Raw genomic sequence first — 11,256 nt, forward strand, 5'->3', positions numbered from 1 at the left:
CTGAGCAAGGAAGACTTTGAGAAGCTGATAGACGAGCTCGAATCCCTGATGGAAACGCTGGAGGTTGTCAGCGATAAGAATCTGCTTGCCCAAATTTCCAAAAGTGAGGAGGACATAAGGGAGGGAAGAATAAAAGAGGCAGGCAGCATCAAAGAACTCCGGAGGATGCTGTTTGAAGTATAAGCTGAAATTCACAAAGGCTTTTCAGAAAAATATTAAAAAATTTAGAAAGAATAAGGAAATTGTTGAGGGTTTAATGGGGAGAATAGAAAAGATTATTGAGAATCCAGATTGTGGAAAACCTCTAAAATATGCTCTGTCAAGTTATCGCTCTGTTAGGGTGAAAAGCAGGTACAGGCTCATCTACAAAGTGGATGAAGAAAGAAAAGAGGTCATTCTCGTAGCCTTTGGTCATCGAAAGAGGATATATGAGGTTCTGCTTCTCAGTGAAGAATAGTCCACAAACAAAAAATGTATTACAAAATTTGCAGTTGGTGTTTGAAGTTTTAAGATGGGATGGTCATAGCGATGGGCAGGGGATTTTTAAAGTTTTAAAGGAAGCCCTCTGAGATACTGACGGAATACAAAGAGGAGGAAAAGAGGCTGGAGCAGAAAGCTATGAATTGACAGTTTCTCACCTTATAACAATCACCCTCCTCCCCTTGCTGTCCCTCTTAATCTCTATCTCTCCACGCTCCATTCGCTTATCCAGTATTGCCTTAAGGGCCTTGCAGAGGGATTTTAAGTCTTCTTCATGCTCCATACTCATCCACCTCCGCCTTTATTCTTGTCCACAGCTCCCACAGATTCTCCCTGACAAGCCTATGCATCAGATACTCCTCATCCAGGTGTTTCTCCAGCAAGTAAGCGATAACTTTAACCTGTGCTTCTGATTTTTTCACATCTATGCCTTTTTCAAGTAGCTTTAGCTTGTCCACCACTACATCCTCCAGGCTCACAACCTCAACCTCAACATCCTTAACCCTAACCCTGTCCAGCCTCCCAGCCTTCGGTATCTCACCCATGTACTCAACAATTATACCAAGATCCTCATGTACAAACCTGTTTTCTGTGCCTATGCTTCTGAATCCAAGGTCTCGAAGTACCCTTCTTATTATCTCAGGCTTTTTTCCCACTATGTCTATATCCGCCGTGGTGTAGTACCCGGCGGTTAAAAGCGCGACCACAGCGCCACCAACCACGGTAAGCCTGACGCCGTGTTTTTTCAGCACTTCATTTATGATACCGGCGATGTAGATTCTCTTTTCCTCATCCCTATCAAGGCCAGCGCTCTTTACCTTCCTAACGAAATCTTCCCGATTCATTTATGCTCTCCTTATTCTAAATTATAAAACTGCAGGTAATTAAATCCTTGCCATCGCCGGGGCGCTGACCTTTTAGACGTTACCTCACTCACATTAGGTTATGATAGGCATCACCGCCCTGGTGCCAGCGGAGGTAATATACTCCTGCGGCGAGGCAGCGCTGGACCTCAACAACTTTGTGCCTAATTCAAAGCTCGAACCTGAGGACAAGCTGTGCGCCTGGACGGCTATCTGGAGAGAGCTGGTGCTGAGAGGGGAGGTTAAAATCGACAAGCTCGTCGTAGTCGCGGGCGGTGACTGCTACAATGCCCTGGTGGAGGGGGAGAAGGTTGAGCTCGCCGGCAAGCCCACGCACTACCTCACCTACCCCTTCGACGGCGACCACAAAGCGATGTTGGAGCAGCTCTCCTCGCTGGCAGAATTCCTGGGTATGATAGAGGAGGAGGCCTTTGACGAGGTGGCCGAGCTGAAAAAGCTGGCCCTTGAGGTGCATGAACAGCGCTGTGATGGCGAGCTGAGCGCTGAGCAGGGATTCTTAATAGAGGTCTCAGGGAGTGACCTCATGGGCAGCCTGGAAAAATACCGCTCCGCCATAGAGGGTGTAAGGGAGGAGGTGGTTGACTACGAGTACCGCATCGCCCTGCTCGGTATCCCACCCATCTACCCCGACTTCCATGCCTTTCTTCAGGAACTCGGCTTGCACGTGGTCTTTGACGAGATGCCCTTTGAGTTCATCCGCCACTCCGGGAAAAACCTCAAGGAGGTGGCGAGGAGCTACGCCAACTACACCTTCGCGGGGCACATAAAGCATCGTCTCAGATTCCTTGAGTCGCAGCTGAGACGTCATCGCATCGATGCAATAATCCACTTCCAGCAGTTCGCCTGCCACCACAAACTCGAGGACCGCATCCTCCGTGATTATCTGCATGACAAGCTGGGCTACCCCTACATGACAATAGAGGCTGACCTGCCTTCGCCCACACCCCAGCAGGCGAGGCTCCGTCTCGAAGCCTTTGCAGAGCGTCTAAGGGAGGTGTGGTGATGCTCATAGGCTTAGACGTGGGCTCGAGGGCGGCGAAGGCGGCTTACTACACCAGCGATGGCTATGAATTCAGGGTAGTGCGCTCGCAGAGCTGGGAGGACCTGCTCAGGGATAGGGAGGGGGTTGTAATCTCCACGGGCTACTTCCGCAAACGCGTACCCCATGATTTTAATGTAACCGAGATAACCACAGCGATTTACGGCGTAAGACACTTTGTAAAGCGGAAGGTGGATGTGATAGTGGATATCGGCGGACAGGACACAAAGGTGGTGGAGATAGCAGGTAATGACTTCCGGATGAACGACAAGTGCAGCGCAGGCACGGGCACCTTCCTGGAGTACATAGCAAGCTATTTCGCCCTGGATGTGGCCGAGCTCGCGAAGCTGCACCGCTCAGCGAAGTGTGCAGCGCCCATAAACTCCACCTGCAGTGTATTTGCCCAGAGCGAGATAGTCTCCCGCCTTGTGGAGGGCTACACAAAGGAGGAGGTGATTAAGGGCGTGCATCACGCCTTCGCCAGGCGAATAGCTCAGATGGTGCCAAAGCGCGCCAGGAGTGTGGCTGTGATTGGGGGCACCGCCAAGAATAGGGGTGTGGTGGAGGCGCTGAGTGAGGTACTCGGAGTAAGGGTTTATGTGCCAGAGGAGCCGCAGGTGGTGAATGCGGTTGGTGCAGTGGAGTACCACCTTGCAGGGGAGGGGTCGCGCTGAGGGTTTACCTAATCCCCTTTGGCAGCGTCAGAGAGAAGTTTGCCCAGAGGCTGTGCAGGGCAATAAGTACGCGTTTGAATGTGGAGTGTGATGTTCTCCCCAGGCATGAGCTTCCCAGAGTGGGATACAACCCCTCCAGGAGGCAGTATTCCGGGGATGTACTTCTCGAAGAAGTTACAAGGTTCAGAGTCCAAACAGGGGCGAAGCACCTCGCTATATTCGATGTTGATATGTATGCACAAAACCTCAACTTCATATTTGGAATAGCTCTGATAGGCGGTGAGTTTGCACTTATATCGCTGAAGAGGCTTGCCAACGTCCCGGCTGAGCTCGACAAAACCGAAGGGGAGAGGCTCATCTTTGAGCGCGCTTTAAAAGAGGCGATACACGAGCTGGGGCACACCCTGGGCATGACCCACTGCAACCGAAAGGAATGCGTTATGTCCTTTTCAAACAGCCTCGAAGAGGTGGATGCGAAGAGCGCAGACTTCTGCGAGGAGCACAGGGCAAGGCTTAAGTTTGTCTACGGTGGTGCATCAGATTTATAAACTCCCCACTTGCTGGTGTAAAAGCTGAATATTCTGAACAGAAAATTAGCGAGGAACCAGGCTTTGATATTGTTGGCAACGTTAAGTAAAATCAAAGCTCTAACTGGGGCCGTAGGGTAGCCTGGTCATCCTCGTGGCTTTGGGAGCCATGGACTCCGGTTCGAATCCGGGCGGCCCCATCGGTTTAACCTAATCGAAGCAAAAATAAGCCTAATACGTTAAACTTCTACATCAATAACAGGTGTGAACATGAAATTCAAAGTTATAATCCGGGAGGATAAGGAAAGCCCCGGCTGGTATAATGCTTCAGTTCCTTCCCTTCCTGGATGCCATTCCCAAGGCAGGAGCGTTGAAGAAGCTCTTAAGAATATCAAAGAGGCCATAGAGCTGTACTTAGAAACAGATGAAGAGGAGATTGAGCTTGGTGAAGGGGAGAGGATAGTAGAGGTCACAGCGTGAAGCTCCCTACTGTTTCTGGAAAGAAAGTTATTAAGGCGCTAACCAAAGTGGATTTTTATCCGGTAAGGCAAAAAGGCAGTCATGTAAAGCTAAAAAAGAAGACACCAACCGGCACAGTAATTGTAATTGTTCCAGACCATAAAGAAGTCAGTAAGGGAACATTGAGGGATATAATCAAAGATGCAGGGCTTACTGTGGAGGAGTTCTGCAAGCTACTGTAAACCTTATTTGAGCATCAACCTTGCTTCCTCAAAAAATAAAAAGTTAAGATAGTGGATAAATCCCTTACACCTCCACCCCCAAATAGCTGAGCACAAATGTCGTCGAATTTATCACCATATGGGCAGTTATCACCAGCGTAAGAGAGCGGGTTTTTGCGTAGGCGATGGCGAGGATAACGCCCAGGATGAAGATCGGGAGGAATGCTCTGGCGTCGAAATGCACCGCCGCAAAGTACAGGCTGCTGAGAGTTACGCCAGCCTTTGCTCCAAACTTCCCTGCGAGAGCACTGAGCATGTAACCCCTGAAGTAAAGCTCCTCGCTTATAGGGGCTAGCACGGCACCAACCAGAAGCATAACCGCCAGCCCCTGCTCACTCTTGGCAGCCTCCACAAGGGCGCGCTGAAGCTGGCTCTCTCCAATGTAGTCATGAAGAAAGCGGTAACTTATCCTTTCAACAGAAAACATCGCAAGTCCCAGGACTATGCCTGTCGCAACTGTGGCTCTGCCCACACCAAAACCAAAATCTCCCATCCGCCAGCCCTGCTTCCCTGCGATAAGTAAAGTTGAAAAAAGCAGAAACAGCGAAAAAACACTCTGGGTGAGCAGGAAGACGGGTGATGTTAAGTAGTCGCTCAAACTCCTGCTGGGCAGATAGGGCAGGAGCAGGTGGCCAAGAAAAAAGCTCAGGGAATAGGCGAGGATAAGAACCAGAACCCCCAGTTTAATACTGAGCTTCTTTTTATCCATGCATAATAGTCGCCTCAGGGATATATAAATGGGATGTTCCCTAAGTCATGCTCTTCTGCATTAGATGCCTAACGGAACCACATGGTGCATTAATAACCGCAGTCTTTTTAAGTTGCTCTGCACAAAAAAAGGCGACATGCAGATTTCGCCAGAGCTAAAAGAGAGGTACGGCATTCATGTTGAGGTGCTCAGCCTCAGCGGTCTGGAAGTTAAGCCAGCGTCGCCGGAGTTTGCAATCTTCAGAGAGGAGGCCTTCAGAGAGATAAGAGGGAAGTACACCCTTGCCTCACTCAAGAACCATCCTGTGGTTAGGGCGTATCGCGATTTTTACTGGCGAATAGGCATAGACCCCACTAAGCTTCGCCCTGCCTCAGAGGCGCTGGTGCGCAGGATACTCGCGGGCAGGGCTCTGCCGGAGATAAGCAACCTGGTGGACGCGTACAACCTGGCCTCCGCCTTGACTCTGATACCCATGGGCGCCTACGATGCCGACAGGGTCAGAGGTGAGCTCAGAATAAGGACCTCCAATGGCGAAGCCTTCGTGGGGATAGGCGGAAAGGAGATTCTCACCAGAGGCGAGATAGTGCTCAGCGATGAGGAGAAGGTACTCTCCATCTACCCCTACCGCGATGCTGACGCCACAAAGATAACCTCCGCAACGAAAAACGCCATCGTGGTGCTGTGCGGGGTGAAGGGTATCAGCAAAGATTACCTGAAGCAGAGCGCAAATAGAACACTGGAGATAATCTCACGCTTCGTACCCTGCAGGCGGGCTACCAGAACTTGCCCCGATAGTGCCCGGTAATAGGACAGCCCAGGCAGCGTCCAGAGTCGTAAAAGGCACAGTCATGGCACTCACCCGGGGCACCGCAGGGCGGAAAATCCTGTCTCTCCACCTTCATCTTCACCGGAAATATCAAATCGTCGCTGGGTGTTATAACCACATTCATCTCAACATTGCTCACATTCGGATTTGCGCGAAGGTGCTTGTCCACAATCGCCTCAATTGTTGAGATGTCCTCACTCACCAGGAAGAGGCACAGGTTGTTTCTACCGGAGATGATAAGCCCATTCAGAAAATAGGGACACCCTTTGAAGCTGTCGAGAATCTCCACCGTATTCTTTGCACACACATCAACCTTGGCCAGGTAGAGCCCGACGCGCTTGAAGTTCATCCCTATTAAAAAGGAGACCACGCCTCTGTTTTTCAGCTTGCGCAGCCTCACGCCAACGCTGGGCTGAGATATACCAACCTTCTCTGCAATCTCACTTTGAGAAAGTTCAGGATTCTCCTCCAGTAATGAAATAATCTCCCTATCCTTTTCATCTAAATCAAGATGCTCCTTTACCATGTGCACACCTCACGAAATCAGTATAAGACCAAACGATGAGCATTTCATAGGCAAACAAAATATAATTTATAGGAACCGCCTTCACAATACTTGGTTTTTAAAGTATATAACTTTTACTTTTATAAATTATGAAACCCTTTTTTAAAAAACTGAAATCTAGGGGGACAAAACATTAATATTTTTAGATTATAAGTGAGGGGTTATGAGAGGTTGCTATGTGCTTCTACTAAAGCTTGAGAGGCAGGCAGATTTATCGGTGGGGAGGCTGGGGAGCTTCTGCTTCTCACCGGGTTACTATGCCTATGTGGGCTCTGCCCTTCGGGGCATGGAGGCGCGCGTCGCAAGGCACCTTCGCAGGGAGAAGCGCATGCACTGGCACGTGGACTACCTCCTCGAGGTTGCCGAAGTGGATGCGGTGTTCTGCATGAGCTCTGAGAATAGGTGTGAGTGCGCCGTCGCAGGGATAATTCGCAGCCTCAGGGGGGCGCAGGTGCCCGTGCGGAGATTTGGCTCCAGTGATTGCTCCTGCGAGGCTCATCTCTTCCACTTCCCAGAAAATCCTGAGCAGGCGATCTACTCTGCCCTAAGGAGGTTCTCGAGGGAGTCGAATCTCACACTTATCCCCGAGAGGTTTGCAGAGTAGAAGGCAGCTTTGGCGGAGTTGACGCCAATGCATCTTATGCCCAGCTCTTCAAGCGGCGAGACAACCATGCAGGTGTCGGCGATAATTTTAATGTTCTCATTTTTGATGTACCGCTCAGCCAGCTCTTTCACCTGCCGCGAAGTGAAAATCCACACCTCGCGGCGCGGGTTTAGCCTCACAACCTCGAGGACCTCCCTCAAACTTGCGTGGGGACAGCCTATGGTTATCACCTCAGGTTCATCGCAGGTATTCAGGTTTTCCCAGGCCTCACGAAGCTCCTCCTCGTCCACCTCCACCTTCTCCAGCTTCTCCTCACGGTACTCGGGCGTGGCCCCTGCAAAGTGAAACATGGATATAGCACCTGTGGCGAGGGCAGCGCCGAGGGCTTTTAAATCCTCACCCTGGGGGGAGGCACCTGTGAAGACAGGTATACCGCTGTAATTTTTGCCCACATAGTAGCCCAGCGCAGCGTAGTCTGTACTGCTCTTGAGCTCAGCCTTTATCTCCACCCTGAAGCTTCCCCGCCTTTTTTCGGACAAGTGGAGGCCGTACTCTGGTACCCTGCCCACCAGCGCGGCAGCAAGGGCTGATATGGCGCTCTCGCGATTTGTGCGCGCGCCTATCACAGAGTTGGCGTATATCACGCTGCTCGACTCCGCCCAGGCAATGTGCTCTCCGAAGCGCGGCAGGTTGCCTACATAGTAGGGGGTGCAGGTGCACGAGGCAATTACCCCCATGCTCCCATATGCACTGAGAATCTCCCTCTGCTTCTTAATAAACTCCTCCGGAAAGCCAAGCTCCACAGCGAGAATATCCACACCAGCCGGATTGAGCGTGGTAAAAACCATAACCCTGGCTCCATCCTTGGCTAGGTCCTGTAGAAACTCCAGGCCGGCGTCGCCTATTGTCTTGTAGGAAACCCCCGAAATCTGGGCGCTGGTTATGGGTATCAGCCTCTCTGCGTTGTTCATCTCGCCCAGAGTGAGGAGAATCCTCATGGCTCTTCTGAGCGCTTCGCCGTTTTCTCCGTCTAGGAGGCGCTCCTCCTCTCTGGTAAGGTACATCTTCAAGCCTCTTAGCGAGGGGCTAAGCTATCGATGAGAGTAATATTTGTTTTTGGCATCCTGATTCAACAAAACTGAAATGTTTTTAAATTTTTCATTTACATTTGAAGATTTGCCCATGCAAAGAGCTGTCATGCTGAGGAGGATAAGCAATCCATCCCACTGGAAACATGCCCGAGGTCTAGATAGTGCACAATGGAAAATAAAAAGCTTTTATATGTTGTATTTTGTAAATAATAAATGTTATAAATGGATTCCACCATCATTTATATAAAAAAATTTTAAAGGCGCTGCAGATGCTGTGTAAAAATTTGATGGGGGTTGCTCGCATATGCTATAACATAAGCACCCGCTCCCAAGGAGGCGAGGCATATTAACGTGGTCGCAGAGCCCTCAATAGCCCTGGTATTTCTTGCGGGCGTACTGACGGTAACAACCCCCTGCATAATACCCATACTTCCCCCTCTTCTGGCAGGGAGTGTGGGAAGCAGGCTCAGACCTGTTGCAATAGTGGCAGGGATGTCAGTAACCTTTACATTGATGGGCGGATTGTTCTCTGCCCTGGGCATAGCAGCAAGTGCAGCAGGCGAGATGATGCGCTACCTTGCTATTGCCTTCATGATGGGCTTCGGTGCGATAATGGTGGATGACGACCTCCAGGAGGCTTATATGAGACATTCTTCCTCCCTTGTTGAGAAGCTCTCTGGCGTTTTGCCCATAAAAAACAGCGCCAGCTCAATTGGCAGTGCCTTTCTTCTCGGGATGTCTCTAGGTATAGTATGGATACCCTGCGTAGGACCCGTGCTGGGCGCGGTGCTCTCCTACGTCGCCATGGGCGAAGATATACTCAAAGGCTCCCTAATGCTCTTTGTGTACTCAATAGGGCTTGGGGTGCCAATGCTGGCGGTTGCGTATGGAAGTAAGCGCTATGGAACAAGGCTTGAGTGGGTAAGGAGGAACTCAGTCAGGATGAGGAAGATTGCAGGCTTGTTGATAATACTCACAGGCGTGGGCATCCTCTTTGGTGCAGACAGGTATTTGCAGGCAAAACTTCTGCCTTACTTCCCTGCTCTGCTTTAGGAGGCGAAGATATGGTCAAGAAGAAATCCAGGAAAAAGAAAGGAAAGGCAAAGCAGAAGAAAAGCAACATAAGGGTATATGCGATACTTGCAGCCCTTCTGCTGATAGGGGCAGGATTCTACCTGCTAAAGTCCCAAGAGACTGAGGAGGTAATAGAGGGCACGCCGATAATGGTCATATCCCCTGAATCCCACGACTTCGGCATGGTGAGCGTCAGGGGCGGGGAGGTAAGCACAAGCTTTGTTGTCGAGAACAGGGGCGATGGCGATCTGGTTATAAGCGACATGGAAACCTCATGTGCATGCACATCCGCCACCATAGAGTACAGAGGAAAGGAGGGTCCGAGGTTCAACATGCGCGAGCATGGCACCAACCCCAAAGGATGGAGCCAGAGAATACATCCGGGTGAGAAAGCCTATCTGAAGGTCTATTACAGTCCCAGGGTTCACCCCGATATAAGAGGTGAGGTCATAAGGTTTGTGACCCTGTACACCAACGACCCGCAGAATCAGGTGGCCAAAGTGTACATAAGGGTTGTACAGGTGGGGTGAATGAAGAGCATCTACCTCTACTTTTTATTTGTAGTTGGGATCATAGTTGCCGGGAGCGCTGTGAAGTACCTCTCCGCTGAGGGCGAACCTAAGATAGAGGTACTGCCAGCGAGCTACGACTTCGGCGAGGTGTCCTACGCAGAGGTGAGAAAGGTGTTTACGGTTAGAAATGCCGGCGACGCACCCCTCGAGATAAAGGCGCTGAGCACCTCCTGCGGATGCACCAAAGCGTATATGAACAGGACACTGCTCTCACCCGGGGAAGAGGCGGAGCTTATAGTGATCTTTGACCCTCGCCTTATGGAGGTCGAGGTTCTTGGCAAGGTTTACAGGGAGGCCTACATTCTCACCAACGACCCTGCTACGCCGGAGGTTGTTATACCACTGACTGCGGTGGTTGTCAGGGAGGAAAAGAGATGAGGCTGAGGTACCTTGCCCTCCTGATTCTCATCCTTTCATCGCTGCCATTGAGTTTTGCGGCTGAGCATCGCGAGGCTGTGATATACTACAACGAAGCCTGCACAGACTGCACCATCTACATTAAGGAAAGGCTGGTACCGCTGCTCAAGGAGGAGGGTATTGTCGAGGTTGTACTTAAAGATTATGTCAACAACCCAGAGTACAGAAAGGAGCTGGTCTCTCTCAACCAGAGGGAGGGAATTCCACCCAGGCTGCAGGGACACCTCTCTGCGGTTGTGGATGGAAGGATATTCCTCGAGGGACACGTGCCTGAGCATGCGGTGAGGGAGGCGCTTACCTGGCAGGGTAAACTGGTGGTATATCAGGATTCCATGAGTGCGGATGCAAAGAGCTACCGCGTGTGGGTACCGGGAGGGGAGATAAGGGAGTATCCAATAGACGAGCCCCTTTCAACCTACTTTAATGAGCTGAAGGACATGAAGCCGGGAAGGCTTGAGGGGATGTATTCATCCTCGGGCATGCTACCTCTGGTTATTGTTACCGGGCTGCTGGACGGTATAAACCCCTGCGCCTTTGCGGTGCTGCTGTTCTTCATCGCCTTCCTGTTCACAATCAAGAAGACCCGCGCCGGTGTACTCAAGATGGGCGCGGTTTACATCTCAGCTATCTACCTTGCCTACTTCCTCATAGGCATCGGCATAATGAAGGCGCTGATGTTTACAGGCAAACCCCACTTCATGGCAAAGCTGGGCGCCTACCTCATAATAATCCTGGGACTTATAAACATAAAGGACTACATCAACCCCTTCGCCTTCCCGGTGCACCTCCGCATTCCGAGCTTCAGCCATGCCACGCTGAGGAGGTGGGCGTACAGGGGCACCTTCCCCTCGGCGGCGGTGCTCGGCTTCCTGGTGGGACTGTGCACCTTTCCGTGCTCAGGCGGAATATACGTGGCAATTCTCGCCCTGCTCTCGGCGAAGACCACATACCTGCAGGGGCTGGCATACCTAATGCTGTACAATCTGATGTTTGTCGTGCCCCTCATAGTCATCCTCGCCCTCGCCTCTAATGAGAAGGTTACAAAGCGGCTCAA

The 11,256-nt window shown here is 51.0% G+C and carries 17 protein-coding genes, 1 tRNA gene and 1 pseudogene; 14 read left to right on the top strand and 5 right to left on the bottom strand.

All coding sequences use genetic code 11. From position 1 onward, the window contains the following. Together ACXJJW_RS00005 and ACXJJW_RS00010 are read left to right on the top strand one after the other, a co-directional pair. Window positions 1-183, top strand: a pseudogene (locus tag ACXJJW_RS00005) (hypothetical protein); the annotation flags it as partial. Then, a complete protein-coding gene (locus tag ACXJJW_RS00010; RefSeq protein WP_456473666.1) occupies window positions 173-457 on the top strand; it encodes a type II toxin-antitoxin system RelE family toxin in 285 nt (94 codons plus the stop codon). The pseudogene ACXJJW_RS00005 and the gene ACXJJW_RS00010, both read left to right, overlap by 11 nt. 177 nt (window positions 458-634) lie before the next feature. Here ACXJJW_RS00010 and ACXJJW_RS00015 read toward each other — a convergent pair whose 3' ends face one another. Together ACXJJW_RS00015 and ACXJJW_RS00020 are read right to left on the bottom strand one after the other, a co-directional pair. Then, window positions 635-763: a hypothetical protein gene (locus tag ACXJJW_RS00015; protein ID WP_456473667.1), complete on the bottom strand. Its 129-nt coding sequence runs from the start codon at window positions 761-763 to the stop codon at window positions 635-637. Continuing rightward, the gene (locus ACXJJW_RS00020; RefSeq protein WP_456473668.1) at window positions 753-1,325 is read right to left on the bottom strand and encodes a DUF6036 family nucleotidyltransferase; all 573 of its coding nucleotides are present in this window, start codon (window positions 1,323-1,325) and stop codon (window positions 753-755) included. Before ACXJJW_RS00020 ends, ACXJJW_RS00015 begins: the two co-directional genes overlap by 11 nt. Window positions 1,326-1,425: 100 nt before the next feature. Between ACXJJW_RS00020 and ACXJJW_RS00025 the strand changes: the two genes are divergently transcribed. From ACXJJW_RS00025 to ACXJJW_RS00050, 6 genes are all read left to right on the top strand, one after another. Beyond that, on the top strand, window positions 1,426-2,367 hold the full coding sequence (locus ACXJJW_RS00025; protein ID WP_456473669.1) for a 2-hydroxyacyl-CoA dehydratase family protein: 942 nt from the start codon (window positions 1,426-1,428) through the stop codon (window positions 2,365-2,367). Further along, window positions 2,367-3,077, top strand: a complete 711-nt coding sequence (locus ACXJJW_RS00030) for an acyl-CoA dehydratase activase (protein WP_456473670.1) — start codon at window positions 2,367-2,369, stop codon at window positions 3,075-3,077. The genes ACXJJW_RS00025 and ACXJJW_RS00030 overlap by 1 nt, the downstream gene beginning before the upstream one ends. 11 nt (window positions 3,078-3,088) lie before the next feature. Next, on the top strand, window positions 3,089-3,625 hold the full coding sequence (locus ACXJJW_RS00035) for an archaemetzincin family Zn-dependent metalloprotease (protein ID WP_456473682.1): 537 nt from the start codon (window positions 3,089-3,091) through the stop codon (window positions 3,623-3,625). Window positions 3,626-3,730: 105 nt separating this feature from the next. Continuing rightward, window positions 3,731-3,804: transfer RNA gene (locus tag ACXJJW_RS00040), tRNA-Pro, on the top strand. A 70-nt stretch (window positions 3,805-3,874) separates the two neighbouring features. Continuing rightward, the gene (locus ACXJJW_RS00045; protein ID WP_456473671.1) at window positions 3,875-4,084 is read left to right on the top strand and encodes a type II toxin-antitoxin system HicB family antitoxin; all 210 of its coding nucleotides are present in this window, start codon (window positions 3,875-3,877) and stop codon (window positions 4,082-4,084) included. Next, window positions 4,081-4,305 carry a type II toxin-antitoxin system HicA family toxin gene (locus tag ACXJJW_RS00050; RefSeq protein WP_456473672.1) on the top strand — a complete coding sequence of 75 codons (225 nt, stop codon included), beginning with the start codon at window positions 4,081-4,083 and terminating at the stop codon, window positions 4,303-4,305. Before ACXJJW_RS00045 ends, ACXJJW_RS00050 begins: the two co-directional genes overlap by 4 nt. A 64-nt stretch (window positions 4,306-4,369) precedes the next feature. Here ACXJJW_RS00050 and ACXJJW_RS00055 read toward each other — a convergent pair whose 3' ends face one another. Further along, window positions 4,370-5,053: a CPBP family intramembrane glutamic endopeptidase gene (locus ACXJJW_RS00055; RefSeq protein WP_456473673.1), complete on the bottom strand. Its 684-nt coding sequence runs from the start codon at window positions 5,051-5,053 to the stop codon at window positions 4,370-4,372. Between the two features lie 136 nt (window positions 5,054-5,189). Here ACXJJW_RS00055 and ACXJJW_RS00060 point away from each other — a divergent pair, with 136 nt between their 5' ends. After that, complete coding sequence (locus ACXJJW_RS00060; RefSeq protein ID WP_456473674.1) at window positions 5,190-5,858, top strand: B3/B4 domain-containing protein; 669 nt, start codon at window positions 5,190-5,192, stop codon at window positions 5,856-5,858. On the opposite strand, the gene ACXJJW_RS00065 is transcribed toward ACXJJW_RS00060, so the two are convergent. Continuing rightward, window positions 5,827-6,405 carry an Lrp/AsnC family transcriptional regulator gene (locus ACXJJW_RS00065; RefSeq protein ID WP_456473675.1) on the bottom strand — a complete coding sequence of 193 codons (579 nt, stop codon included), beginning with the start codon at window positions 6,403-6,405 and terminating at the stop codon, window positions 5,827-5,829. The genes ACXJJW_RS00060 and ACXJJW_RS00065 overlap by 32 nt on opposite strands. A gap of 202 nt (window positions 6,406-6,607) precedes the next feature. Here ACXJJW_RS00065 and ACXJJW_RS00070 point away from each other — a divergent pair, with 202 nt between their 5' ends. Then, window positions 6,608-7,048, top strand: coding sequence for a GIY-YIG nuclease family protein (locus ACXJJW_RS00070; protein WP_456473676.1), 441 nt, complete (start codon window positions 6,608-6,610; stop codon window positions 7,046-7,048). On the opposite strand, the gene ACXJJW_RS00075 is transcribed toward ACXJJW_RS00070, so the two are convergent. Continuing rightward, complete coding sequence (locus ACXJJW_RS00075) at window positions 6,979-8,112, bottom strand: aconitase X (protein ID WP_456473677.1); 1,134 nt, start codon at window positions 8,110-8,112, stop codon at window positions 6,979-6,981. The genes ACXJJW_RS00070 and ACXJJW_RS00075 overlap by 70 nt on opposite strands. 378 nt (window positions 8,113-8,490) lie before the next feature. Between ACXJJW_RS00075 and ACXJJW_RS00080 the strand changes: the two genes are divergently transcribed. From ACXJJW_RS00080 to ACXJJW_RS00095, 4 genes are all read left to right on the top strand, one after another. Continuing rightward, window positions 8,491-9,192, top strand: a complete 702-nt coding sequence (locus ACXJJW_RS00080; protein ID WP_456473678.1) for a cytochrome c biogenesis CcdA family protein — start codon at window positions 8,491-8,493, stop codon at window positions 9,190-9,192. Window positions 9,193-9,203: 11 nt separating this feature from the next. After that, the gene (locus tag ACXJJW_RS00085) at window positions 9,204-9,743 is read left to right on the top strand and encodes a DUF1573 domain-containing protein (RefSeq protein ID WP_456473679.1); all 540 of its coding nucleotides are present in this window, start codon (window positions 9,204-9,206) and stop codon (window positions 9,741-9,743) included. Next, window positions 9,744-10,163 carry a DUF1573 domain-containing protein gene (locus ACXJJW_RS00090; protein WP_456473680.1) on the top strand — a complete coding sequence of 140 codons (420 nt, stop codon included), beginning with the start codon at window positions 9,744-9,746 and terminating at the stop codon, window positions 10,161-10,163. After that, a partial coding sequence (locus ACXJJW_RS00095; protein WP_456473681.1) for a cytochrome c biogenesis protein occupies window positions 10,160-11,256 on the top strand: 1,097 nt, incomplete at its 3' end. The genes ACXJJW_RS00090 and ACXJJW_RS00095, both read left to right, overlap by 4 nt.

This window comes from Candidatus Pyrohabitans sp., from assembly GCF_054014795.1.